The 23,457-nt window shown below is 64.3% G+C and carries 24 protein-coding genes; 13 read left to right on the forward strand and 11 right to left on the reverse strand.

Going from position 1 to position 23,457, the window contains the following annotated elements; translation table 11 throughout:
* Positions 1-76: 76 nt before the first annotated feature.
* The 4 genes from JI749_RS07690 to lgt all read right to left on the reverse strand — a co-directional run bounded on the left by JI749_RS07690 (position 77) and on the right by lgt (position 3,818).
* Positions 77-1,009 carry a ribose-phosphate pyrophosphokinase gene (locus tag JI749_RS07690; protein WP_201661799.1) on the reverse strand — a complete coding sequence of 311 codons (933 nt, stop codon included), beginning with the start codon at positions 1,007-1,009 and terminating at the stop codon, positions 77-79.
* Between the two features lie 133 nt (positions 1,010-1,142).
* Positions 1,143-1,913 carry a peptidoglycan editing factor PgeF gene (gene pgeF / locus JI749_RS07695; RefSeq protein WP_201661802.1) on the reverse strand — a complete coding sequence of 257 codons (771 nt, stop codon included), beginning with the start codon at positions 1,911-1,913 and terminating at the stop codon, positions 1,143-1,145.
* Positions 1,910-2,995, reverse strand: a complete 1,086-nt coding sequence (locus JI749_RS07700) for a class I SAM-dependent methyltransferase (RefSeq protein ID WP_233280894.1) — start codon at positions 2,993-2,995, stop codon at positions 1,910-1,912. The genes pgeF and JI749_RS07700 overlap by 4 nt, the downstream gene beginning before the upstream one ends.
* A complete protein-coding gene (gene lgt, locus JI749_RS07705) occupies positions 2,988-3,818 on the reverse strand; it encodes a prolipoprotein diacylglyceryl transferase (RefSeq protein ID WP_233280895.1) in 831 nt (276 codons plus the stop codon). Before lgt ends, JI749_RS07700 begins: the two co-directional genes overlap by 8 nt.
* A 110-nt stretch (positions 3,819-3,928) precedes the next feature.
* Between lgt and JI749_RS07710 the strand changes: the two genes are divergently transcribed.
* From JI749_RS07710 to proC, 4 genes are all read left to right on the forward strand, one after another.
* Complete coding sequence (locus JI749_RS07710; RefSeq protein WP_201661809.1) at positions 3,929-4,183, forward strand: accessory factor UbiK family protein; 255 nt, start codon at positions 3,929-3,931, stop codon at positions 4,181-4,183.
* Between the two features lie 2 nt (positions 4,184-4,185).
* Positions 4,186-4,914 carry a metallophosphoesterase family protein gene (locus JI749_RS07715; RefSeq protein WP_201661812.1) on the forward strand — a complete coding sequence of 243 codons (729 nt, stop codon included), beginning with the start codon at positions 4,186-4,188 and terminating at the stop codon, positions 4,912-4,914.
* A 216-nt stretch (positions 4,915-5,130) separates the two neighbouring features.
* A complete protein-coding gene (locus tag JI749_RS07720; protein WP_201661815.1) occupies positions 5,131-5,631 on the forward strand; it encodes a type III secretion system chaperone family protein in 501 nt (166 codons plus the stop codon).
* A 29-nt stretch (positions 5,632-5,660) separates the two neighbouring features.
* On the forward strand, positions 5,661-6,452 hold the full coding sequence (gene proC, locus JI749_RS07725) for a pyrroline-5-carboxylate reductase (RefSeq protein WP_201662665.1): 792 nt from the start codon (positions 5,661-5,663) through the stop codon (positions 6,450-6,452).
* On the opposite strand, the gene JI749_RS07730 is transcribed toward proC, so the two are convergent.
* The gene (locus JI749_RS07730) at positions 6,449-6,949 is read right to left on the reverse strand and encodes a hypothetical protein (RefSeq protein ID WP_201661818.1); all 501 of its coding nucleotides are present in this window, start codon (positions 6,947-6,949) and stop codon (positions 6,449-6,451) included. The genes proC and JI749_RS07730 overlap by 4 nt on opposite strands.
* A gap of 168 nt (positions 6,950-7,117) precedes the next feature.
* On the reverse strand, positions 7,118-7,327 hold the full coding sequence (locus JI749_RS07735) for a cold-shock protein (protein ID WP_046105238.1): 210 nt from the start codon (positions 7,325-7,327) through the stop codon (positions 7,118-7,120).
* 519 nt (positions 7,328-7,846) lie between these two features.
* Here JI749_RS07735 and JI749_RS07740 point away from each other — a divergent pair.
* On the forward strand, positions 7,847-8,821 hold the full coding sequence (locus JI749_RS07740) for a methyltransferase (protein ID WP_201661821.1): 975 nt from the start codon (positions 7,847-7,849) through the stop codon (positions 8,819-8,821).
* Between the two features lie 60 nt (positions 8,822-8,881).
* Positions 8,882-9,919, forward strand: a complete 1,038-nt coding sequence (gene ltaE / locus JI749_RS07745) for a low-specificity L-threonine aldolase (protein ID WP_201661824.1) — start codon at positions 8,882-8,884, stop codon at positions 9,917-9,919.
* A 48-nt stretch (positions 9,920-9,967) separates the two neighbouring features.
* Here ltaE and JI749_RS07750 read toward each other — a convergent pair whose 3' ends face one another.
* The 3 genes from JI749_RS07750 to JI749_RS07760 all read right to left on the reverse strand — a co-directional run bounded on the left by JI749_RS07750 (position 9,968) and on the right by JI749_RS07760 (position 15,043).
* Positions 9,968-10,762, reverse strand: a complete 795-nt coding sequence (locus JI749_RS07750; RefSeq protein WP_201661827.1) for a phytanoyl-CoA dioxygenase family protein — start codon at positions 10,760-10,762, stop codon at positions 9,968-9,970.
* A gap of 348 nt (positions 10,763-11,110) precedes the next feature.
* Positions 11,111-14,422, reverse strand: a complete 3,312-nt coding sequence (carB, locus tag JI749_RS07755) for a carbamoyl-phosphate synthase large subunit (protein WP_201661845.1) — start codon at positions 14,420-14,422, stop codon at positions 11,111-11,113.
* 264 nt (positions 14,423-14,686) lie between these two features.
* Complete coding sequence (locus JI749_RS07760; RefSeq protein ID WP_201661847.1) at positions 14,687-15,043, reverse strand: hypothetical protein; 357 nt, start codon at positions 15,041-15,043, stop codon at positions 14,687-14,689.
* Positions 15,044-15,725: 682 nt separating this feature from the next.
* Here JI749_RS07760 and JI749_RS07765 point away from each other — a divergent pair.
* From JI749_RS07765 to JI749_RS07785, 5 genes are all read left to right on the forward strand, one after another.
* The gene (locus tag JI749_RS07765) at positions 15,726-15,962 is read left to right on the forward strand and encodes a GIY-YIG nuclease family protein (protein WP_233280920.1); all 237 of its coding nucleotides are present in this window, start codon (positions 15,726-15,728) and stop codon (positions 15,960-15,962) included.
* Positions 15,963-16,125: 163 nt separating this feature from the next.
* Positions 16,126-16,413: a GIY-YIG nuclease family protein gene (locus tag JI749_RS07770; RefSeq protein ID WP_201661849.1), complete on the forward strand. Its 288-nt coding sequence runs from the start codon at positions 16,126-16,128 to the stop codon at positions 16,411-16,413.
* Positions 16,414-17,055: 642 nt separating this feature from the next.
* Positions 17,056-18,405 carry an HD-GYP domain-containing protein gene (locus JI749_RS07775; protein WP_201661851.1) on the forward strand — a complete coding sequence of 450 codons (1,350 nt, stop codon included), beginning with the start codon at positions 17,056-17,058 and terminating at the stop codon, positions 18,403-18,405.
* 87 nt (positions 18,406-18,492) lie between these two features.
* Positions 18,493-19,146 carry a glutathione S-transferase family protein gene (locus JI749_RS07780; protein WP_201661853.1) on the forward strand — a complete coding sequence of 218 codons (654 nt, stop codon included), beginning with the start codon at positions 18,493-18,495 and terminating at the stop codon, positions 19,144-19,146.
* A 14-nt stretch (positions 19,147-19,160) separates the two neighbouring features.
* Positions 19,161-19,709 (forward strand): DUF1697 domain-containing protein, encoded by a 549-nt coding sequence (locus tag JI749_RS07785; protein ID WP_201661855.1) that lies wholly within the window; start codon positions 19,161-19,163, stop codon positions 19,707-19,709.
* Positions 19,710-19,715: 6 nt separating this feature from the next.
* Here JI749_RS07785 and JI749_RS07790 read toward each other — a convergent pair whose 3' ends face one another.
* Entirely contained in the window at positions 19,716-20,006 is a 291-nt protein-coding gene (locus JI749_RS07790; RefSeq protein WP_201661857.1) for a DUF1905 domain-containing protein, read from the reverse strand.
* Between the two features lie 11 nt (positions 20,007-20,017).
* Complete coding sequence (locus tag JI749_RS07795) at positions 20,018-21,115, reverse strand: THUMP domain-containing class I SAM-dependent RNA methyltransferase (protein ID WP_201661860.1); 1,098 nt, start codon at positions 21,113-21,115, stop codon at positions 20,018-20,020.
* Positions 21,116-21,263: 148 nt separating this feature from the next.
* Here JI749_RS07795 and JI749_RS07800 point away from each other — a divergent pair, with 148 nt between their 5' ends.
* Both JI749_RS07800 and JI749_RS07805 read left to right on the forward strand, forming a co-directional pair.
* Complete coding sequence (locus JI749_RS07800) at positions 21,264-22,313, forward strand: TIM barrel protein (protein WP_201661863.1); 1,050 nt, start codon at positions 21,264-21,266, stop codon at positions 22,311-22,313.
* 9 nt (positions 22,314-22,322) lie between these two features.
* Positions 22,323-23,456 (forward strand): Gfo/Idh/MocA family protein, encoded by a 1,134-nt coding sequence (locus JI749_RS07805; protein ID WP_201661866.1) that lies wholly within the window; start codon positions 22,323-22,325, stop codon positions 23,454-23,456.
* Position 23,457 lies beyond the last annotated feature (1 nt).

Below are 23,457 nucleotides of genomic sequence, written 5' to 3' on the forward strand. Positions count from 1 at the left end.
GCCATTCGAGCGTAGCTCTCATGGCCTAGTCAGCTAAAATCGCTCCACTGGAGCGATTTTGCCTTCGGCCGCTGCCTCAGTCGAACAGGCTCGAAACGCTCTGCTCGCTCGCGGTGCGGGCGATGGCTTCGCCGATCAGCGGGGCGATGGGCATGCGGCGGATATTGCCGGCCGCGGCAATTGCCGGGGTCTCCTCGATCGAGTCCGTTACCACCAGCTCCTTGAGCTTGCTGGCGGCGATACGCTCGGCAGCGCCCTCCGACAGCACGCCATGGGTGATGAAGGCGGAGACTTCCTTGGCGCCAGCCTTGAGCAGCGCCTCGGCCGCGTTCACCAGCGTGCCGCCGGAATCGACGATGTCGTCGATCAGGATGCAGGAGCGGCCCGAAACGTCGCCGATGATGTTCATCACTTCACTGACGCCGGCACGGGGGCGGCGCTTGTCGACGATGGCGAGATCGGTGCCGATACGCTGTGCCACGGCGCGGGCACGGGCCACGCCGCCGACGTCAGGCGATACGATCGTGGTGTTGTCGAGTTTGTAGTTGTCCAGGATGTCGCGCGTGATGATCGGCGCGGCATAGAGGTTGTCGGTGGGGATATCGAAGAAGCCCTGGATCTGGGCAGCATGCAGGTCAAGCGTGATGACGCGGTTGACGCCGGCCTCGGTGATGAGGTTCGACACCAGTTTGGCCGAGATCGGGGTGCGACCGGTGGCCCGACGATCCTGGCGGGCATAGCCGAAATAGGGCAGCACGGCCGTGATGCGGCGGGCCGACGACCGGCGCAGCGCATCCGTCAGGATCAGCAGTTCCATCAGGTTGTCGTTGGCCGGGTAGCTCGTCGATTGCAGGATGAACACGTCTTCGCCGCGCACATTCTCATGAATCTCGACGAAGACTTCCTTGTCCGCGAAGCGCTTGACGGTGCAGTCGGTCAGGGGAAGTTCGAGATAGCTGGCAACTGCCTGGGCGAGGGCGCGGTTCGAGTTACCGGTCACCAGCTTCATGGGCGCGATCCTGTCTCAACTGGCCCTGGGGGGTAGGCCATCCAGTTTCGCGGGCACCTTTATCGAGTCCGTTCCGGCCGTGCAACGCAACAAATGGATGACGCCGCATTTTGGGTAAACGAAGCGGTGGGCGCTATGCCAGGCCGATAATGGCGATCTGGCGGCCGGTCGTGCCCTTCTGGTGGGTCGCGTAACGGTGGGAGAAGTAGCGGTCCGGATGGCCATAGGTACAGCCACCGACGCGCTCCACCCTGGTCACGCCCGCGCGCTCGAGCTCTGCCATGACGAAGCCGGGCAGGTCGAAATGGGCCCGCCCGCCATGATGCGACGAGAAATGCCGCCAGCCATCGGGCCGCAGCTTGACGAAATCGTCCATGAAGTGTGGGCCGACTTCGTAGTTCTCGCCCGAAATAGTCGGACCGATGGCGGCGACGATATTGGCGGGGTCGGCGCCCAGCTCGACCATCGCCGCAACCGTATTGCCCACGATCCCGTCGACCGCGCCGCGCCAGCCGGCATGGGCTGCCCCGATGACACTGGCCTGCGCATCGGCGAACAGGATCGGAGTGCAGTCGGCGGTGAGGATGCCCATTGCCAGTCCAGGCCGGTGCGTGACCACGGCGTCGGCTTCGACGGGCGCGTCGCCTTGTGGCAGTTCGGCCAGCCGATGCACACGGTTGGAATGCACCTGCTTGAGCAGGAACAGCTGGTTGCGGCGGAAGCCGAGCGCTTCGGCGGCCCCGGTGCGGTTGATTTCGACCAGGCGCGGCGTATCGCCCACCGCGACCGACATATTGTTTTCGGCAAATTCGCCCAGCGAGCTGCCGCCCTTGCGGCCAAAAAAGCCGTGGCGCACGCCGCCCAGAGTTCCGAGCGCTGTGCTTTCCTCGAAATGCTGGGTCATGAGGCAAATCCCTGCGGCTGTAGTCCCGGGCTGGCGGCGCAGAAGACCTTGAACAGGTCGCCCATTTGCCCCCTGTCCACCAGGCGGTGCCGGGCGGTCTCGATATCGGCCGCCGAGGCGGGATTGGCTGCGCTCAGCGCCCTGGCGCGTTCGTTGATCCCCAGGCGCGTGAGGAACTCGCCCTGCGTCGCCAATGGATGGACCACCAGGCCGCGATTGGCAGCCACGCCATCGAGCGCCTGGAAGTCCACATGCGCCGACAGGTCGGTGTCACCGGGGGATTCGAGGACATCGGCATAGCGATGCTGCCTTACCCCCTGCAGGGTCTCGCCGGTCTGGCTGCGGGCATAACCATAGTCGATGGCGAGGATCGCGCCGCCCTGGGTGGAGACGATGCCGGCAAGCCGCTTCATGACTTCGGCCTGGGCAAAGCCGACCTCGTAGACACTGTTGAGTTCGGCCTCCCATGCCGCCAGCGGCATGGTTGTGACCGGGATGGGGGTAGGGTCCAGTCCGAAGCTTCGCTTGCCCTCGGTCAGCCCGATCATGCGCTCATGCCAGCCATCGGGCTGCAACACATATTGGCGGATCGGCAGGGCGTCGAAGAATTCGTTGGCCACGACAAGCAGCGGCCAGTCACCCACCTTCTCGAAGCTGTCGATCCATTTTGGTCCATACGGCTCCAGACGCGCATTCTGCTCCGCGATCAGGGCCGGATTGGTCTCGAACAGGCGCAGGTCCAGCGCATCGCGAAAGCCCTCGGCACGGCAGGCGACGCGCAACATGTCGGCCATCAGCGTGCCGCGGCCGGGGCCGAGTTCGAGCAGGGTCACGGCCTTGGGGCTACCCATCTGCTGCCAGAGATTGACGAAGAAGAAGCCGATAAGCTCGCCGAACATCTGGCTGATTTCGGGCGCCGTGACGAAATCGCCCGCGGCGCCGAGCGGATCGTCGGCCTTGTAGTAGCCCTTGGTCGGGTGCGTGAGGCAGAGCGCCATGTAGGACGCGACCGACATCGGTCCGCTTGTGCGGATCTGCATGTCGATCAGTTCGGGCAGGGTGGGGGCGGGCGTATCAACCACGAACCAGACTCTCCCGCCGTGTCGCTGCCCAGATCACCAGCCCCAACCCGCCGATCACCAGCGGCAGGCTGAGCATCATCCCCATGGTCACCCAGCCGGTGCCGTAGAGATAGCCGATCTGGCTATCGGGCAGGCGGACGAATTCCACCGCTATGCGGGACAGGCCATAACCGATCCCGAAGGTGCCGGCGACGAGGCCGGGTCGGCGTAGGCCGTAGAAGACGTGGGTGACGAGCCGGATGACCAGGAACAGCAGCAGGCCCTCCAGCGCCGCCTCATAGAGCTGGCTGGGGTGGCGGGGCAACTGCTCGGGATCGGTAGGAAACACCACGCCCCAGGGCAGGCTGGTGGGCGCGCCATAAAGCTCGGCATTGATGAAATTGGCGATGCGCACCAGGAAGATGCCGATGGTCGAGACCGAAGCGATGAGATCGAGCCCGCTCAACCAGTTGCCGCTTCCCTTTCGCCAGGTGAACAGCACCACCGCCAGCATCAGCCCCAGCATGCCGCCGTGGTAGCTCATGCCGCCATCAAGCGTGTTGATGATCTCGGCCGGGTTCGCGAGGTAATAGGGCAGGTTGTAGAACAGCACATAGCCGACGCGGCCGCCGATCACGATGGCCAGCATGGTCCAGAAGGCAAAATCCCAGATATCCTTGGCCGCGAAGGGCGGCTCGCCCTTGTGCCAGAGCCGGCTGTTGGCCAGCAGCAGATAGCCGTAGGCGGCCCCCAGGCCCACCCCGAACAGGTAGCCAAGCGCATACCAGCGCACCGCGAACGGACCGATGGCGAAGGCGATCGGATTGATATCGGGGAAGGGCAAAACCAGCTCCTGCGGCAATCGGCCGGACCATCACCGCTTCGGCCGCTCTGGTCAAGTCGGCGGGTGTATCCTAAGTATAGGGACAAGGGGCCGAACAGAATGGGTGTGCGATGAGCCAGAACAGCAGGATCTTCGACGATCTGGGCCGATTGATGAACGAGGCAGCGGGCGTCGCCGACGGCGTGCGCCGTGAGGTCGAGACCGTCGTCAAGGGCCAGGCCCAGCGCTTCGTGGCCGACATGGACCTGGTCAAGCGCGAGGATTTCGACGCGCTCCGCGAACTGGTGCAGGTGCAGGGCGAAGAGATCGACGCCCTGCGCAAGGAACTGGCCGCCCTCAAGGGCACCACGACCAAGACCAACTAGAATTGCGCTTCGCCGTCATTTCCGACGTGCATGGCAATGCCATGGCGCTGGACGCCGTGCTGGCCGATATTGCCCTGCAGGGCGTCGACGCGACCATGTGCCTGGGCGATCACGTCAGTGGCCCGCTTGATCCCGCCGGATCGGCTGACCGCCTGATGGGGCTCGATGGTCCGGTGATCGGTGGCAATCACGATCGCTGGCTGGCCCAGGGCCAGCGGGACGATCGCGACCTCGATGCCACCGACCGTTTTGCCCTCGACCGGCTGCGGCCCGATCAGCTTGCCTGGCTCGCGGCCATGCCCGCAACGTCCGTGTTCAACGGCGAAGTCTTCCTCTGCCACGGCACGCCGACCAGCGACGAGGATCCCTGGCTCGATGGCTGGTACTATGATCGTCGCACCACGCTGCCCGATGAGGCGGCCGTGACCAAGCTCGCCGCGGGGCTCGACTACCCTGTCATCCTGTGCGGCCATACCCACATGGCCCGCTCGGTCCGCCTGCGCGACGGCCGCCAGATCATCAACCCGGGCAGCGTTGGGCTTCAGCTCGTCCACGGCTCGCCCGATGCGCGTTACGCGCTGGTCGAGCGGCGTAACGGCAAATGGCTCACCAGCCTCCGGGTGGTGGAATATGACCACCATGGCGCCGGGCAGCAGGCGGCCGACAACGGCTTCCTGCCCTGGAAGGAAGCGCTGAGCACCGGCTGGGCCGATCCACATGGCTTGTTCTGAGACGGCTTTGCCTGTGCAAAGGTCCCTGCGTTAACAGTCCGTTAACCCTGCCGCGCCCATCGTCATCCACAAGAGATTACCGTCCGCAACCCGCGTTGCGTCCCCTGAATCAGTGGGGCGGTGTAGGGTCGATCATCAGGACGATTCGTAAGCCCCTCGTGCGTGCGTACAGTTCCCTGAGTACCCAAAACTGCCGGTTAACGGACGGAACCGTCGATGTCACTTCTGCAAGTCGAGCCCGATCGCAATGTCCACCCGGTGGACATTATCGAGCACATCGCTTCGATCAACGACTGGACGTTCGAGCGTCAGGATGCCGACGAGATATCGATCTCGGTGCGCGGCGGGTGGTCCGACTACCACGTCTCCTTCAACTGGATGGAAGACCTCGAGAGCCTGCACATCGCCTGCGCCTTCGACCTAAAGGTTCCCGAAGGCCGCCGGGCCGAGATCAAGCAGCTGATTTCGCTGATCAACGAGCAGCTCTGGATCGGCCACTTCGACATCTGGAACAAGGAAGGCGTGGTGCTGTTCCGCAATTCGCACCTGCTGACCGGTGGTGCCGACGTCTCTCCGCAGCAATGCGAGGCACTGCTGCGCTCGGCGACCGATAGCTGCGACCTTTATTACCAGGCATTCCAGTTCGTGGTCTGGGCGGGCAAGACCGCCGCCGACGCGCTGAGCCATGTGATGTTCGAAACGGTCGGCGAGGCGTGAGCGTGTCGCTCCGCAATATCGGACCGGTCATGCTGGTCGGCGCCGGCAAGATGGGCCTGGCGCTGGCACGCGGCTGGCTCGATGCCGACCTGCCGCCGTCCAACCTGGTACTCGTCGATCCCAATCCAGGCGATGCGGCGCGCGAACTGGCCGAGGATTATGGCCTCACCCTCAACACCGAGGCGAGTGGCCTCCAGCCCAATGTGCTGGTGCTGGCGGTCAAGCCGCAGGTCATCGACCCGGTCATGGAGGCGCTGCGCCCGGTCGTCGGCCCGCAGACGCTCGCCATTTCCATCGCTGCCGGCATCGACATTGCTAGGCTGTCGCGCGGCCTCGACATGGGCCGCGTCGTCCGAACCATGCCCAATACGCCCGCACAGATCGGCAAGGGCATTACCGGCGCCGTTGCCGGCCCGGATGTCGGGCCCGAGGGGCGCGACGTGGCGGAGGCGCTGCTCCGCGCGGCTGGTCCAGTCGTCTGGTTCGAGGACGAGGGGCAGCTCGATGCGGTCACGGCCGTGTCCGGTTCGGGTCCCGCCTATGTGTTCCACCTGGTCGAGGCGCTGGCCGCGGCCGGACGGCGCCAGGGCCTCCCCGATGCCATCGCCGACCAGCTGGCCCGCCAGACGGTGATCGGCTCGGCGGCGCTGCTGGAGGTCGATCCGGCCCCGCCCGCCGTGTTGCGACAGAATGTGACCTCGCCCAATGGCACGACCCAGGCTGGCCTCGAGGTCCTGATGGGCGAAGGCGGGCTCACAGATCTCATCGATCGGACGGTGGACGCCGCACGGCGGCGCAGCGAAGAGCTCGGCCGCGGTTAGCGGCGGCGGGTCGACCTTCTGTCACCCAGGTCGGCGAGCTGGTCCCGGATGGCCAGCACCCAATCGTGCATTGCGGTATCGCCGGCGCCCTGCATGGCCTGTTCCACGCCATCCAGTGCCAGATGGGCCGCCATCAGGTCGTCCCGGTTGCCGATGGCCTCGTAGAGCGCCAGGCAGACCACGGCGAGGTTGGCCCGGGTGGTGGCCCAGGCCGCGGGCACGAGGTTGCGCGGACGGCAGGGGACGGCGTCGGCCAGCAGTCCACGGGCCTGCACGAGTTTGGCAACGGCTACCTCATCGCGTTGCCCCTGCACCGACAGGCACAGCGCCGCGCCCAGGTTGGTCAGCACCTCGCCCCGCAACGGTGTGTCGAGGTCTCGATCAAGCAGTTGCTTATACTGCACTATTGCCGATTCGAAGTCGCGGGCCTCGGCGAGGGCCCGGGCATGGTTCAGGATAGCCGATACGCCATCATCCGCGGGTCGCGGTTCGATCATTGCATTCACTAAGAGACGCCTTTCGTCCGCCGGCCGCGGGCGGGAGGCTTTTTAATAAACCTGGACAGGTTCAACAACAAGCAATTGCATGCGCCATGCACTGCAAACGAAAAGGGGCGCATCCCCTCCACGTGGATGCGCCCCTTGCCGTCAATTCCGGCCTGAAGATCAGGCGGCTGTCAGATTGTCGGCGGCAGATTTGCCGGTCCGCTTGTCCTTGACGATTTCGTAGGTGACCTTCTGGCCTTCATCCAGGCCATTCAGGCCCGAGCGCTGGACGGCGGAGATGTGGACGAACACGTCCGCCCCGCCTTCGTCGGGCTGAATGAAGCCATAGCCTTTTTGGCCGTTGAACCACTTTACGGTGCCAGTTGCCATGATGCGCGTTCCCTCGTGCAGTCGCTGCTGTAGGCAGTCCAGGGCCAGGATTGGCCAGGGACAGAGTGATATCGAAATATCGGAAAGTGACGTCAGCAGGCGCGAATGGAATTCGCAGGATCAGATCGGTCGGCCGCAATATTCGATCCGCGGAGCGTAGCCCGAATAAATTCCGTGTTCAATATGTGTTTACACATGACAAATCGCCCTGCGAGAACAGCGTTCCGGCCAGGGTGAAGCCTAGGGTCGTCCAGTATTTGCTCCAGGCTGTCACAACCTGGCGCTCATTCGGAACCGGCGGGGCGGGACTTGGTCCTGTGCCGGGTCGTCCTGTCGCAGCACGATGCCAATGCATCGAACCGGACAAGCCACAATACCGCAAAATGGTGTCCTGCAAACCGTCTCAATGGTCGCACCTGCGATTGGCGCGTCGCGAGGCGCTTGCTTTCCGTCCCGATTTGCGGCAAACCGCCGCCCGCCGGGCGATCAGGCCCGCTTGCCCCCAGAGATCACATCGTCTTGACCAAGGCGTTTCATTCCTCCGGCGACGTCATCCCCGACCGCCGTGCCGGCTACGCGAAGATGCTGGCCGAGAGCGGCGACCACGCCGCGGCTGCGGACCTCATGACACAGGCGCTGGATATTGTCCCCGGCTGGGCTGCAGGCTGGGACATGCTGGGCAGCTACGCCGAAAAGGCGGGTGACCTGGCCGGCGCGATTTCAGCCTGGCGGCATCTGGAGGCCCTCGACGATGCGGGCGTGTTCGGCGCCGGGCTCAAGCTTGCGGCACACGGGGCGGGCAGGGCCGCCGATGGCACGGCCGTCAGTTATGTCGAGGCGCTGTTCGACCAGTATGCGCCAAAGTTCGAGCAGTCCCTGGTTGAGCGGCTGGGCTACCGCGTACCGCAGATGCTCGATGCACTGGTCAACCAGGAGATGGCACGACTGGGCATTGGCGGCTTCGCCCGGGCGCTGGACCTTGGCTGCGGCACTGGCCTGATGGGCGAGCAGTTGCGCGAAAAGGTTGCCTTCCTCGAGGGCATCGACGTATCGGCCGCCATGATCGCCGAAACCGCCCGCAAGGGCATCTATGACAGCCTGCAGAAGGCTGAGCTGGTGGCCGCGTTGTCCGCGCGCCGTGCGGAGGCCGACCTGGTGACCGCCGCCGATGTCTTCATCTATTGCGGCGCATTGCCACCGGTGCTCGCGGCGCTGGTGCCGGCCTTGCAACCGGGCGGGCTGCTGGCGTTTTCGCTCGAAGCCCATGATGGTCCCGAGCCGCTGTTCCTTCGCCCATCGCTGCGCTACGCCCATGGCATTGCGGCAACGCGCGATACCTTGGTGGTCGCGGGCCTTGAGATCCTGCGCTTCGAGACCGCAGTGCTGCGCCAGGACCGCGGGGCTCCCATAACCGGCATGCTCATCGTGGCGCGCCGCCCACCTGTCGAACTGACGGCCGCCAATGACGGTCAGGGCGGCAACGTGGCTGCCTGACAGCTAGGCAAACCGCCCGCAGCTTGGCACAAAGGCGTTCCTCCAGGTGCCGAGTTTGCCATGAACACCATCCGCTACGATTTCCGCTCCGATACGGTGACCCGTCCCTCCGCCGGCATGCGTGCTGCCATGGCCGAGGCTGAGGTCGGCGATGACGTGTTCGGCGATGACCCGACGGTCAACCGGCTGGAGCAGCGCATGGCGGCGATGCTGGGCAAGGATGCAGCCATCTTCGTGCCATCGGGGACGCAGTCGAACCTGCTTGCCCTGATGAGCCATTGTGGCCGTGGCGACGAATACATCGCCGGCCAGGATGCCCATCTCTACAGCCACGAGGCCGGCGGGGCGGCAGTGCTGGGCTCGATCCAGCCGCAGCCCATCGCGCACCAGGCCGACGGCACGATGGATCTTGGCGATATCGAAAAGGCCATCAAGCCCGACGATCATCACTATGCCCGCACCCGCGTGATCGCGCTCGAGAACACCTTTGGCGGCAGGATCCTGCCGATCGACTATATGGGGCAGGTGGCCGACATTGCCCGGCGCCATGGTCTGGGCCTCCATCTCGACGGGGCCCGCGCCTTCAACGCCTGCGTGGCGCTCGGCACCGACATCAAGACGTTCACTGCGCCATTCGACAGCGTCTCGATCTGCCTTTCCAAGGGGCTCGGGGCGCCGGTTGGCTCGGTGCTCAGCGGGCGGCAGGACCTGATCGACAAGGCGCGCCGGCATCGCAAGATGCTGGGCGGCGGCATGCGGCAGGCCGGCATTCTCGCCGCGGCCGGGCTCTATGCGCTCGACAACAATATTGATCGGCTGGCCGAGGACCACCGTCGGGCGCGCCGGCTGGCCGAGGGGCTGGCGGCTTTCCCCTCACTCAAGGTGGTGATGCCCGACACCAACATTGTCTTCGTGGATGTCGAGGAGCGCCTGGGTAGCCGGCTCACCGATTTCCTCCAGAGCCGGGGCGTCGGCATGTTCGGCTATGCCCGCCAGCGCTGGGTGACCCATCTTGACGTCACCGACGACGATGTCGACGGCGCCCTGGACCAAGTAGCAGCTTTCTTCCGGCAAGGCGCGGAAGCAGCTTTCCGGTAACTCAAGAGGACTGATGGGTGGGCGGGGCAGTACCCGCCCACCATTCTGCTACTTGTCCAGGGCCACCCTGACCGCCAGTTCCACCGGCGAATACGTCCCATCGGCCCGCTCCAGCACCAGCTCACCCCGCGGCATCAGTGGCGGCTGGGCCATGAACTTGACCACCTTGCCCCGGTGCTTCTGCGCGGCATGCACAAGGAAGGGATGGCAGAGATAGACGGTCCCCGCGGGGCCCGTCGCCAATGCCTCCTTGCCGGTATCGAACCAGTCGGGCCGGTCGGCAATCATGTTCCGCAGGGATCGCCCGGCATCACCCGCCGGCGCGAGATAGCGTGCGACCTCCAGATGCGAGCCGACGCGGATGCGGGTGGGCGCATCGTCCTCCCCCACATCTGAGAACAGGAACAGCATCAGCAGGGCGCGGCCGCGGGAAACCACGTTGGCGCGGACATCGAGGAAGTCCTGGAAGTCGTCGCCGGTGAAGCTGCCATCGATGTGCCAGCCGTCGTCGCCCGGCTCGTCCGGCGAGGGAAAGCGCACTGGAAAGGTGCCCAGCCCCTGTGGTGGCACCCAGTGATTTTCGCCGACAAGCTGGTCATAGGCCGAGACCAGGCGCGGCGTATTGGCGGCCTGCCTGAATGGCAGGTCGGAATAGCCACCCAGGCGGATGACCGGCCTGGTCCAGGTGGCGGGATTGTCGGGGTCGCAGCCGGTGGCTTTCCACAGGATAGCGCGACCCTGGTCGGCCAGTTCGGCGGGAAAGGCATTGTCGATGCGGACGAAGCCGTCGGTGATGAATGCGTCGATTTGCGCTGTCGAAAGCGCGGGCAAAGTGCCAGGCATTGGAAAATCCATGAGTTCGCAGGGCCGCGATGCGGCCGGATCGAGCGGAAACCGCTCAACGAGTGCCCGGAAAGGGCGCCATCAGGCGCCAAGGAACACTGCGAACTTGTATGACTGGATCATCATCATGGTGCGTGAAAGCATAGCCAGGAAAGCCTGGGTGTCAACTTTTGCATGCCGAGCGAGCGCGAATGTCTCTTCGCGCGCCGAACGTCACCCTCGGGCTTGACCCGAGGGCTCTATACTTGCCGACCGCTCCGCGAGTGCAGGGCCCTCGGGTCAAGCCCGAGGGTGACGATTGAGCTTTGGGGCTACGTCCTGGCCGTCACCGGCCGGGTCGCTAACGAATCAAGCCGCGAAGTAATCCTGCAGCGGGCGAACCACCAGGCTTCCCTTCTGCAGCGCCACGATCCCTTCCACCGCTGCCAGCGCGCCGTCGATGGTGGTGTAATAGGGAATCTTGGCCAGCAGCGCCGTGCGGCGGATGTCGCGCGAGTCGCTGATCGACTTCATGCCGTCGGTGGTGTTGATCACCAGCTGCACGCCGCCATTCTTCATCGAATCCACGATATGCGGACGGCCCTCGAGCACCTTGTTGATCTTGGTGGCCGGCACGCCGTTTTCGCTGAGATACTTCTGGGTCCCGCCGGTGGCGAGAATTTCAAAGCCGGCCTCGACCAGATGCCGCGCCATGTCGACGATATACTGCTTGTCGGCATCGCGCACCGAGACGAAGGCCTTGCCCGCCGTCGGCACCTTCTGGCCGGCGCCCATCTGCGACTTGGCGAAGGCCATGGCGAAATCGGTGTCGAGGCCGATGACCTCGCCGGTCGACTTCATCTCCGGGCCAAGCACCGTGTCAACGCCGGGGAAGCGGTTGAACGGGAACACGGCTTCCTTGACGGCGATATGCTTGAAGGTCTTTTCGACGAGACCAAAGCTGGCGAGGCTCTCGCCGGCCATGATGCGCGAGGCGATCTTGGCGATCGGCTGGCCGATCACCTTGGCGACGAAGGGCACCGTGCGCGAGGCACGCGGATTGACCTCGAGCAGGTAGATCACGCCGTCCTTGAGCGCATACTGCACATTCATCAGCCCGCCGACCTTGAGCGCGAAGGCGAGTTCGGCCGTCTGGCGCTTGAGCTCGGCGAGGATTTCCGGGCTCAGATTGCGTGGCGGCAGCGAGCAGGCGCTGTCACCCGAATGGATGCCGGCCTCCTCGATATGCTCCATGATACCGGCGACGAACACGTCCTTGCCGTCGCAGAGCGCATCGACGTCGATTTCGGTGGCGCCCGACAGATACGCATCGAACAGCAGCGGATTGTCCGACAGCACCGAATTGATCTGGCCGGTCTTGTCGTTGGGGTAGCGCTGCAGGATATCGGGCGGCACCAGGCCCGTCAGCGTGTCCTGCACATAGCGCTCGAATTCGTTGGCCGAATGGACGATGGCCATGGCGCGGCCGCCCAGCACGTAGCTGGGGCGGATCACCAGCGGGTAACCCAGGCGCTCGGCGACGAGGCGGGCCTGCTCCAGCGAATAGGCGATGCCGTTCTTGGGCTGGGTGAGTTCGAGCTTGTTGAGGAGCTTGGAGAACAAATCCCGGTCTTCGGCCAGGTCGATGGCATCGGGCTGCGTGCCCAGGATCGGCACGCCGGCCTTCTGCACGGCTTCGGCCAGGTTCAGCGGCGTTTGTCCGCCGAACTGCACGATGACGCCGTGCAGCGTGCCGTTCTGCTTCTCGGTCAAGAGGATTTCGATGACGTCTTCCTCGGTCAGCGGCTCGAAATAGAGGCGATCCGATGTGTCGTAGTCGGTCGACACGGTTTCCGGGTTGCAGTTGACCATGATGGTCTCGTAGCCGGCGTCGGCCAGGGCGAAGGCGGCATGGCAGCAGCAATAGTCGAACTCGATGCCCTGGCCGATGCGGTTCGGCCCGCCACCCAGGATCACCACCTTCTTGCGATCGGACGGACGCGCTTCGTCGTCCACCTTGCCGGCAAACGGGGTCTCGTAGGTCGAATACATATAGGCGGTCGGCGAGGCGAATTCGGCAGCCGAGGTGTCGATGCGCTTATAGGCGGGGCGAACCTCCAGCGAATGGCGCAGCTTGCGCACATCCGAGGGCTTCACATTGGCCAGCTGGGCCAGCCGCGCGTCGGAGAAGCCCATGGCCTTGAGCGCGCGCAGGTTCTGCGCATCCTGGGGCAGGCCGAACTGCTTGACCTTGTTCTCCGTGTCGACGATCCCCTGCATCTGCTCGAGGAACCACGGGTCGATCTTGCAGGCCTCGAAAATGTCCTCGAGGCTCAGCCCCAGTCGCATCGCTTCGGCCACGTGCAGCAGGCGCTGCGGGGTGGGCGTACCCAAGGCGGCCTTGATGGCGTTCTTGTCTTCGCCTTCGCCGATGCCGGGAATGCCGATCTCATTGAGGCCGGTGAGGCCGGTTTCCAGCGAGCGCAAAGCCTTCTGCAGCGATTCCTGGAAGGTGCGGCCGATGGCCATGGCCTCGCCCACCGACTTCATCGAGGTGGTGAGGCGCGGGTCGGAGCCGGGGAACTTCTCGAAGGCGAAGCGCGGGATCTTGGTCACCACGTAGTCGATGGTCGGCTCGAACGAGGCGGGCGTCATGCCGCCGGTAATGTCGTTGTCGAGTTCATCGAGCGTGTAGCCGACCGCCAGCCGCGCCGCGACCTTGGCGATGGGGAAGCCGGTGGCCTTGGACGCCAGCGCCGACGAGCGCGACACGCGCGGGTTCATCTCGATCACCACCATGCGCCCGTCGGCCGGATTGATGCCGAACTGCACGTTGGAGCCGCCGGTCTCGACGCCGATCTCGCGCAGCACCGCCAGCGAGGCGTCGCGCATGATCTGGTATTCCTTGTCGGTCAGCGTCAGCGCCGGGGCGACGGTGATGGAGTCGCCGGTATGGACGCCCATCGGGTCGATATTTTCGATCGAGCAGACGATGATGCAGTTGTCCTTCTTGTCGCGTACAACTTCCATTTCATACTCTTTCCAGCCGAGCACGCTTTCCTCGACCAGCACCTCATTGGTCGGCGAGGCGTCGATGCCGCTCTCGCAGATATTGAGGTATTCCTCGCGGTTATAGGCAATGCCGCCGCCGGTGCCGCCCAGCGTGAAGCTGGGGCGGATGATGCAGGGGAGGCCGATTACTTCGAGCGCCTGCAGCGCCTCGATGGTGTTATGCGCCAGCATCGAGCGCGGGGTTTCGAGCCCGATCTTTTTCATGGCGTCGCGGAACAGTTCGCGATCTTCCGCCTTGTCGATGGCCTCGGCCGTAGCGCCGATCATTTCGACGCCGAACTTGTCCAGCACGCCCATCTTGCGCAGCGACAGCGCGCAGTTCAGCGCCGTCTGGCCGCCCATGGTCGGCAGCAGCGCATCGGGGCGCTCCTTCTCGATGATCTTGGCGACCACTTCGGGGGTGATCGGCTCCATATAGGTGGCGTCGGCCAGGTCCGGATCGGTCATGATCGTCGCCGGGTTCGAATTCACCAGGATGATCCGGTAGCCCTCTTCCTTGAGCGCCTTGCACGCCTGGGTGCCGGAATAGTCGAACTCACAGGCCTGCCCGATAATGATCGGACCCGCACCGATGATGAGGATCGACTTGATATCGGTACGTTTTGGCATGGTGCTCGCTCGACTTTAGTGCGCGTCATTGACGCTGGGTCGGGCGAGAGAATCACCCGGCTCGTGACCACCCGCACCACATGCGCACGGCAACAGGGCGTTGCGGCGCTCGGGGAAGGCTTGGACCGGGTGGTTAGGTGGGCGGTGTAACCGAAGTGAGGGGGGAAGGGAAGGGGGCCGTCGAAGGCGCCAGCTCGACGAGTTGCGTGGGCAAGGTCCTTGGTAGGGTGTAAGTCGCCAATTGGCGACTTACTAGGTTGGCGGTCAGGCCGCCGTCAGCGTCATGCCAGCCGCAATAGCGTGCCGCTGAATCCAAGCATGGATATCAGGCCGCATCTCATGGCCGGCGAACGAAGTCACCTTCATTACCATCAGGCTGTCGTTGTAGTCAGCGAACGGGAGCAACAACTGCCGGAATTGGAGCGGCTCCATTGTGACCGCCGTCCACCAGAGGGACTGCTGAATGCGTATGGCCCCGAGCGCCTCAAGTTTCTCGATGAGACCGCGGTAGTTCTGGCCTTCACGGTACAAGTCGTAAGCAACCGCCAAGATGTGGGGATGCGCCGGCGGAGGAGGCTGGAAGTAGGTGGTCCAATCGACCACGGACGGTAGGGTAGTCATGAAGCGGGAACTCCTTGCTTCGTGGACCCCGCGGCGCTAAACCCTGCAGTGTTAGAACCTGGTCGCGTGCCGCCCTGCGTCGTGCAGCTTGGCACGAATCAGAAGAGGGGTTTGTCCGATATGGACATTCCCCTCTTATCCTGGCGCTTTTATCACCACAAGCTCAGAGCGTGTGGATATCACAGCCAGAAGTGTTTTGGTTCTGTTCGTGCCTGGTGTCAAGGCGAACAATGCGTGATTCATGCACTCGTGATGTTGTGTCGCAGGCTAATGGGCCCCCAAACGAGCTTTCTTCTGCTTCTGTACGGGCAAGCGTGTAGGATAAGGCCGAGCCTCTTCAAGAAGCTCGCGGACCGATGTCACACTTCTCTAGGAGTCGGGATCAGTCGCACTGCGTTGATGTCATTCCGGTGAGGGCCGGAATCCATCCCGAGGTGCGACCTCAGCCGCCAGCAGCGCTGGCTATCCGCGGCTTGACTAGCCTGTTAGGACGGATCCCGGCTTCGCCGGGATGACACGGTGGGTGGGGGTGGGCATCGTGCCCGCATTAGGGTCGATCCCCAATTCCACCCACTCACCGCGCGTCACCCTCGGGCTTGACCCGAGGGCTCTGTACTTCACGATGCCGGCAATGGGCGGCTTTGCATACATCCTGGCCAATATGTGACCCGGGCGCACCTATATCGGTGTGACCAACGATCTCGTTCGTCGGGTTTATGAGCACCGTGAAGGGCTGGTCGAAGGATATACGAAGTCCCGCGACATCAAGCGTCTCGTGTATTTCGAGCAGCATGACGACATCACCACGGCCATTCAGCGCGAAACGTCGCTCAAGCGATGGTACGCCCGCTGGAAGCATGCGCTGATCGAGGAGAGCAACCCCGAATGGCGCGACCTTTGGGACGACATCGTCAAGTGAAGAGCCCTCGGGTCAAGCCCGAGGGTGACGGCAGGTGGGGTGGCGGCCGGTGATGGGTACCGGAAGCGGCACGCGCCCACACCAGGTCGCCCCGATTTCCACCCCCCCACCGCGCGTCACTCTCGGGCTTGACCAGAGGGCTCTGTACTTCAAGATGTCGGCAATGGGCGGCTTTGTGTACATCCTTGCCAATATGCGACGCGGGCGCACCTATATCGGTGTGACCAACGACCTGGTTCGCCGGGTCTATGAGCATCGGGAGGGTATGGTCGAGGGATACACGAAGTCCCGCGACATCAAGCGCCTCGTGTATTTCGAGCAGCATGCGGACATCACCATGGCCATTCAGCGCGAAACGTCGCTGAAGCGATGGTACAGCCACTGGAAGCATGCGCTGATCGAAGAGCACAACCCGGAATGGCGTGATCTCTGGGATGACGTCGTCAAGTGAAGTGCCCTCGGGTCAAGCCCGAGGGTGACGGCCGGTGGGTGGGGTAAACCTTTGTGCCCAACAAAAACTTATCCCCGCCCCCCAAAATCACGCGCCATACTCCGCCCATTCCCGCCGCTCACGCGGTGCCGACGAAGCATCGGGCGGGGAGATGGGTGGATCGGGGTCGCCTGGTCCAGGCAGGGGAAACCCGGCAGCTGCGCTTGCGACACAGCGTACCTGGCCCGAACCTGCCCAAAACCCCAGTCGTGTGAAGCGGCTTTCGCCTCTTCAATAATCAATCAGGCGGCGCAAGCCGTCGGGGCGAAAGCCGCTTCATGCCGTGATCTAGGGCGCTCTTGCGCTCCGTAACCGTAAGCGAAAGCCGGGCGGCATATCATGCTGGGCGGCGCAGCCCGCCTTTCAGGAGTTTATCTTGACGCCACTCGCAGCTTCACCCCCTCCCTACCTCCCCCATCAAGGGGGAGGTTTCCCTCCACTCTTTGGCGCCATCTCGCACCAGGCACGGAACGGCACCTCCCCCTTGATGGGGGAGGTTGGGAGGGGGTGACCGGGACGTGGGCAACTCCCAGAATTGACCATGCGTCCACAACTCCCCTTAAGCATTGCGCGCTATCCTCCCCGCAGCATCGGGAGTGTCCCATGACCACAGCCACCATCCACCTCTCCGAAGTCGTCGGCGCGCTCAGCTATGCGCTCGACATCACCGAGGGCCAGCCGGTCGGCCATAGCCTGCGCTGTTGCTGGATCGGCATGCATGTGGGCATGGAACTGGGCCTCGAACCCGCCCAGCTCTCGGAGCTCTATTATACGCTGCTGCTCAAGGATATCGGCTGCAGTTCCAATGCGGCGCGCATCTGCCAGCTCTACCTGGCCGACGATCTGAGCTTCAAGGCGGGTTACAAGACCGTCGACAGCAGCCTGCCTGATATCCTGCGCTTTCTCCTCGCCCATACCGGGCGCAATTCGGGTCTGGTCGAGCGGCTGCAGGCCATGGTCAACATTGCCCGCAATGGCGGCGAAATCTCGCGCGAGCTGATCGAAACCCGCTGCCAGCGCGGCGCCGATATCGCCCGCAGCATGCGGTTTTCCGAAGACGTGGCGCAGGGCATTCTCGATCTCGACGAGCACTGGGACGGCAGCGGCCAGCCGCTGGGACTGACGGGGACGCGGATTTCGCTGTTCGGGCGCATCGCGCTCATGGCGCAGGTGGCCGATGTGTTCTTCATGCGCGGGGGCCCCGAGGCGGCGATAGCCGAAGTCACGTCGCGCGCCGGCCGCTGGTTCGATCCCGATCTCGCCGCGATACTGGCCGCGATCGGCCGCGATCCCCAGTTCTGGGCGCCGCTCCTCGGCAATGACCTCGATGTCAGGGTCGTCGATCTCGAACCGCATGCGCTGATGCGCGCGGTCGACGAGGATTATCTCGATGACATCGCCGCCGGCTTTGCCCGCGTGGTCGATGCCAAGAGCCCGTTCACGGCGGGCCATAGCGACCGCGTCGCCCTGTTCGCCGACCTCATCGCCGAGGAACTCGGCTATGCGCCCGACCGCCGCCGCTGGATCCGTCGCGCCGCGCTGCTGCACGATATCGGCAAGCTGGGCGTGTCCAATGCGGTGCTCGACAAGCCGGGCAAGCCCGACGAGGCCGAATGGGCCGCCATCAAGCGGCACCCCGAACTGGGCCGCATCATCCTCTCCAAGATATCGGCCCTGCGCGACCTGGCGCGGGTCGCCGGCGACCATCATGAGCGCCTCGACGGCAAGGGCTATCCCAAAGGCATCAGGTCCGACGAGATCGATCGCGATACGCGCATCGTCACCACCGCCGACATTTTCGATGCCCTCACCGCCGACCGCCCCTATCGCAAGGCCATGCCCGTCAGCCAGGCCTTCGTCATCATGGAAGCCGACCTGGGAACGGCCATCGATCCGGATTGCCTTGCCGCCCTCCGGCGCGGCTTTGTCCGCATGGAGGGCGTCGCCGCCTGACCGGGTGCAAAGAAAACTTGGCTCGGCTGTCGAGGCGTGCTCGTCTCGTTCGTTGTCTGGATGAAGTCCACCCACCGGAGCCTCGTCATGACCGCCACCATCACCGCCTTCGCGACCTCCCCCGACCGCGGCCGGGGCCTGGCCCGCGACATGCAGGTGCGCTGGGCACTGGAGGAAGTCGGCCAGCCCTATGATGTCCGGCTGGTGTCGTTCCAGGCCATGAAGGCCCCGGCGCACCGGGCGGTGCACCCCTTCGGGCAGATCCCGACCTACGAGGACGGCGAGTTATCCCTCTTTGAATCGGGCGCCATCGTGCTGCATATCGCCGAGCGCCATCTCGGCCTCCTGCCCGAGGAGCCCAATGCCAGGGCACGGGCCATCATGTGGATGTTCGCCGCCGTCGACACGCTCAAGGCGCCGATCATCGAGCGCGAAGCCGCCTGGCTGATCGAACGCGACAAAAGCTGGTTTGCCGAGCGGCAGATCATGCTCGACGGCAATGTGCGCAAACGGCTGGGCGAATTGTCCGTCCGGCTAGGCGAGGCCGATTGGCTCGATGGCGATTTCAGCGCCGCCGACATCATGATGGTGGGGCTGCTGCGGCGCCTCGAGACGACGAGCCTGCTGGATGACTATCCCAACCTCCTCGCCTATGTCGCCCGCGGCAAGGCGCGGCCCGCCTTCAAGCGCGCCTTCGCGGCGCAGTATGCGGTATTCACCGATAGCCAGCCCGTGGGCTGAAAAGGAGTTCTGTCATGACCGCCGGGAACAGCTATCTGGTCCTGCTGCGCGGCATCAATGTCGGCGGCAAGAACAAGCTGCCGATGGCGGCGCTGAGGTCGTTTCTGGAAGACCTCGGCTTCGAAAATGTCAGCACCTATATCCAGAGCGGCAATGCCATCGTGCAGTCCGACCTTGGAGCGGCCAGCATCGCCAGCAAGATCGAGAAGGAACTGGTCAGCGCCTTCGAACTGGATAGCGACCTCGTCAAGGTCCTCGTGCTAGGCCGCAGCCAGCTCAAGGCCGTCGTCGATGACCGGCCCAGGGGTTTCGGCGACGAGCCGGACAAATATCACTCGGACGCGATCTTCTTGATGGGTCTCAGCCCGAAGGAAGCGCTGACCGCATTCTCGCCGCTCGAGGGTGTCGATACGCTGTGGCCGGGCAAGGGCGTCATCTATTCCCAGCGCCTCAGCGCCAAGCGCACCAAGAGCCGGCTGAACCGGATGATGGCCTCGCCGCTCTACAAGTCCATGACCGTCCGCACCTGGGGCACGGTCACCAAGTTGCTGGACATGCTGTGACGATGTTTATCGCGGCCGGATATTTATGGTCACGGTGACGGAGTCGCCAGCGGTAAGGCCGGCCTGGCGGCGCACCGCGTCTTTGAGCGGCAGCAGGTAGCCGTCGTCCTTGGGAAACAGCGAGGTGGTGAAGGTGATGTCGCCGATTGCCGCCGTCACCGGGATCATACCCCAGCCGTAACTCACCCGCCGGGCCGCGCTGGAGATGTCAGCGACGTGGGTGGCGGGAACAGGGGCAAAGAAGAACGGGGATGGGCCGCGCCATTCGATGATCTCGGTTTCGAAAGCGAATTCCATCCCCGGATCGCTCACAGCTGCCATAATCCCACGCGCAGCCCGCCATGGAGAACGGTGGGTTCGGTCAGTTTCAACCCCAGGCCGGTGGCCCTGGCCAGGTCCTTGTCGGTGGTGATGATCCCCACCCGCCAGCCGGGAAACCTGGCGCGGATGACATTGCCAAGGGTCCTATAGAGGCCCATGAGCGGCGCCTTGTTGCCGATGCGGGTGCCATAGGGTGGGTTGACGACGAAGATCCCCGGGGGCCCCGGGGGCGGCTCCAGCGTCTCGATCGTACGCTGCTCGAAGCGCACCCAATCGCTTACGCCGGCGCGTTCGGCATTCTCGTTGGCCAGGCGGATGGCGCCGGCATCGCGATCCGAACCATAAAAGCGGGCGCCCGGTGTTTTCGCTGCGGCTGCGGACCGCAGCTTGTCCCACGTCTTCGCATCAAAGCCAACGAGGTGCTCGAAAGCAAAGCTGCGTTCGCGACCGGGCTTCAGGCCCAGGGCGATTTCCGCGGCCTCGATGACAAAGGTGCCCGAACCGCACATCGGGTCGAGCACGGTCTGGCTGCCGTCGAAGCCGCATTGGCGCAGGAACATGGCTGCCATGGTTTCGCGCATCGGCGCCTTGGCCACGCCTTCCTTGAAGCCGCGCTTGTGCAGCGACTCGCCTGTGGTGTCGACGCTGATGGTCACTAGGTCGTCCTCGATCCGCACCATGACGCGGACCTGGGCATCGTCGGCAATGGGGGCGCCCAGTTCTTCGGCTATCGCCTTGGCGACGCGCTGGCTGGCGGCGCCGGCATGGTAGATGCGGGAGCGCTGGCAGCTGGCCTCCACCTTTACCGACACATCGGGGCGCAGCATGCCGGCCCAATCGAGTTTGCGGGCGCGCTTGTCGAGCTGGGCCAGGTGCATGGCGCGGAAGCTGGCCATGCGCGCCAGCACGCGGGTGGCTCCGCGCAGTTCGAGGTTGGCCCGCCACACGTCCGGCCAGAGGCCGGTGAAGGCGACGCCGCCCTCGACCACCGTGGCGTCGAAGCCGGCAGCACGCGCCTCATCGCAAAGCGGTGTTTCGAGCCCCGGCGTAGCGACGAGGTAGATTTCGAACGGCTGCGTGGTCATGGGTCAGCACTAGCCCGTCGGCCGGCGGGCGGCAATGGTCCGGCGCGGCGCGGAGGTCATTGACCAATTTGAGACGCGCGTATCATATTGACACCAGCGTATCGCAACGAGTGGGCATAAGCCCACCGCGCGGTTTAGGGAGGATGGGATGGAACGCAACAACTACCCGCGACTGCACAATGCGGCGTGGCCAGGCGTCGTGGGAAAGGGCGCGCCCGACAGCGAGCCCATCATTGGGCTCGACACGCTGCTGGAATTGACCGCCGGCGCCGAGCATGAGGGGCAAAAGTTCGATGGCATCGACCTCTGGCTGGCCGACCCGCATATCTCCATCGATTCCAGCCAGGACGACATCAAGCGCGTCTCGGACCACATTGCCAGCTATGGGCTGACCGTCGGGTCGTTTGTGGCACCGATCTGGGGCGGCGCCGGTGGCGGTTCGGCGATGGGCGACGATGCCGAGGTGGCCCGCTTCCTCAGCCAGGTCGAGAAGGCGTGCCGCATCGGCCGGTGGATGCGCGATATCGGCATCCGGCCCAGCGGCGGCGTACGCATCGACTCCTCCGTTGGCGTCGGTCCATGGGACGCCGACCCTGAAGGCAATACCAGACGCATTGCCGAGACCTTTCGGGCTGCCGGCAAGATCGCCCAGGATCATGGTGAGTTCCTGGTGGCGGAAGGCGAGATCTGCTGGGGCGGCATGCATTCCTGGCGCGAGAATGTGAAGCTGCTCGAAATGGTGGGCATGCCCGGCGTCGTTGGCTACCAGGCCGATATGGCGCATTCGATGCTGTTCGTGCTCGGCGCCAATGCCGAGAAGGACAGGCTGCTCCCCGCCGACTTCGACTGGTCCGACAAGGCGGCGCTCGACGCGGCTTATAAAAAGGTGGCGGATGCGCTGCGGCCCTGGACGATGGACTTCCACGTCGCGCAGAACGATGGCACGACCTTCGGCTCGGGCGATCATGAAAAGACCGGTCGGCATTGCCAGATCGACGACCCTAATGGACGGCTCGATGTCACCAAGCATGCGGGCTACTGGCTGCGCGACAGCTCGGGCAATCTCACCAAAAAGATGCGCCACATCTGCTGGGACGGTTGCATGTTCCCCAATGCGGTGATGGAGCGGCAGGACACCTGGAACAAGGTGCTCGGTGCCATGGTCGCGGTGCGCGACGCCCATGGCTGGCGCGAATAGGAGGCCGACATGACCAAGCAACTCAATATCGGCATGATTGGCTATGGCTTCATGGCCCGCGCCCATTCCAATGCCTGGACCAATGTCTCCCACTTCTTCGACACCGGCTATCGGCCTGTGCTCAAGGCGGTGGCGGCCCGAAACGTCAGCAAGGTCCGCCACTTCGCCGAGGCCTGGGGCTATGAGAGCCAGGAGAGCGACTGGCGCCACATGGTCGAGCGCGCCGATATCGACGCCATCGATATCTGCGTGCCCAATGACCTGCATGCCGAAATCGCCATTGCTGCTGCGCAGGCCGGCAAGATGGTGCTGAGCGAAAAGCCTCTCGCCCGCACCGAGGCGGAGGGCAAGCCGATGGTAGACGCGGTGGAGAAGGCCGGCGTCGCCAACATGGTCTGGTACAATTACCGGCGTGTTCCGGCAGTTATGCTGATCAAGCAGATGGTGGAGTCGGGCCGCCTCGGCACGATCTTTCACTATCGCGCCAAGTTCCTGCAGGATTGGACGATTTCCCCCGACGTGCCGCAAGGCGGCCAGGCCACGTGGCGCCTCGATGTCGACGCCGCCGGCTCGGGTGTCACGGGCGATCTGTTGGCCCACTGCCTCGACACGGCGATCTGGATCAATGGCGGCATTTCCTCGCTGACGGCGATGACCGAAACCTTCATCAAGGAGCGCAAGGACGCGGCCACCGGAGAGAACAAACCTGTCGGCATCGACGATGCTGCGGCCGTGCTGACCCGCTTCGCCAATGGCTCGTTGGGTACGTTCGAATCCACGCGCTACGCGCGCGGCCACAAGGCCGGCTACACGCTCGAAATCAATGGCGAGAAAGGCTCGCTCGCCTGGGACCTGCATGATCTGAACCGCGTGCAGTTTTTCGATCATTCGGTCGCCGGGGCCCAGCGGGGCTGGACCAATATCCTGGTCACCGATGGCGACCACCCTTATCTGGGCAAATGGTGGGTACCTGGCCTCATCATCGGCTACGAGCATTCCTTCACTCATCAGGTTGCCGATTTCCTCGACGGGGTGCGAACCAGCAAGCCTGCTGCTCCGACCTTCCGCGAGGCGCTGGAAACCAACCGGGTCTGCGATGCCATCCTGGCCTCGGGCAAATCCGGGCAGTGGGTCAATCTCTGAC

It is taken from the genome of Devosia oryziradicis (genome assembly GCF_016698645.1).
Classification (GTDB): Bacteria; Pseudomonadota; Alphaproteobacteria; order Rhizobiales; family Devosiaceae; genus Devosia; species Devosia oryziradicis.

Excerpts from the sequence above, each read along its gene's own strand:
- JI749_RS07690 (WP_201661799.1), bottom strand. The coding sequence starts at position 1,009 with ATGAAGCTGGTGACCGGTAACTCGAACCGCGCCCTCGCCCAGGCAGTT.
- pgeF (WP_201661802.1), bottom strand. The coding sequence starts at position 1,913 with ATGACCCAGCATTTCGAGGAAAGCACAGCGCTCGGAACTCTGGGCGGC.
- JI749_RS07710 (WP_201661809.1), top strand. The coding sequence starts at position 3,929 with ATGAGCCAGAACAGCAGGATCTTCGACGATCTGGGCCGATTGATGAAC.
- JI749_RS07720 (WP_201661815.1), top strand. The coding sequence starts at position 5,131 with ATGTCACTTCTGCAAGTCGAGCCCGATCGCAATGTCCACCCGGTGGAC.
- proC (WP_201662665.1), top strand. The coding sequence starts at position 5,661 with ATGCTGGTCGGCGCCGGCAAGATGGGCCTGGCGCTGGCACGCGGCTGG.
- JI749_RS07730 (WP_201661818.1), bottom strand. The coding sequence starts at position 6,949 with ATGATCGAACCGCGACCCGCGGATGATGGCGTATCGGCTATCCTGAAC.
- JI749_RS07735 (WP_046105238.1), bottom strand. The coding sequence starts at position 7,327 with ATGGCAACTGGCACCGTAAAGTGGTTCAACGGCCAAAAAGGCTATGGC.
- ltaE (WP_201661824.1), top strand. The coding sequence starts at position 8,882 with ATGAACACCATCCGCTACGATTTCCGCTCCGATACGGTGACCCGTCCC.
- JI749_RS07750 (WP_201661827.1), bottom strand. The coding sequence starts at position 10,762 with ATGCCTGGCACTTTGCCCGCGCTTTCGACAGCGCAAATCGACGCATTC.
- carB (WP_201661845.1), bottom strand. The coding sequence starts at position 14,422 with ATGCCAAAACGTACCGATATCAAGTCGATCCTCATCATCGGTGCGGGT.
- JI749_RS07760 (WP_201661847.1), bottom strand. The coding sequence starts at position 15,043 with ATGACTACCCTACCGTCCGTGGTCGATTGGACCACCTACTTCCAGCCT.
- JI749_RS07770 (WP_201661849.1), top strand. The coding sequence starts at position 16,126 with ATGGGCGGCTTTGTGTACATCCTTGCCAATATGCGACGCGGGCGCACC.
- JI749_RS07775 (WP_201661851.1), top strand. The coding sequence starts at position 17,056 with ATGACCACAGCCACCATCCACCTCTCCGAAGTCGTCGGCGCGCTCAGC.
- JI749_RS07780 (WP_201661853.1), top strand. The coding sequence starts at position 18,493 with ATGACCGCCACCATCACCGCCTTCGCGACCTCCCCCGACCGCGGCCGG.
- JI749_RS07785 (WP_201661855.1), top strand. The coding sequence starts at position 19,161 with ATGACCGCCGGGAACAGCTATCTGGTCCTGCTGCGCGGCATCAATGTC.
- JI749_RS07790 (WP_201661857.1), bottom strand. The coding sequence starts at position 20,006 with ATGGAATTCGCTTTCGAAACCGAGATCATCGAATGGCGCGGCCCATCC.
- JI749_RS07795 (WP_201661860.1), bottom strand. The coding sequence starts at position 21,115 with ATGACCACGCAGCCGTTCGAAATCTACCTCGTCGCTACGCCGGGGCTC.
- JI749_RS07800 (WP_201661863.1), top strand. The coding sequence starts at position 21,264 with ATGGAACGCAACAACTACCCGCGACTGCACAATGCGGCGTGGCCAGGC.
- JI749_RS07805 (WP_201661866.1), top strand. The coding sequence starts at position 22,323 with ATGACCAAGCAACTCAATATCGGCATGATTGGCTATGGCTTCATGGCC.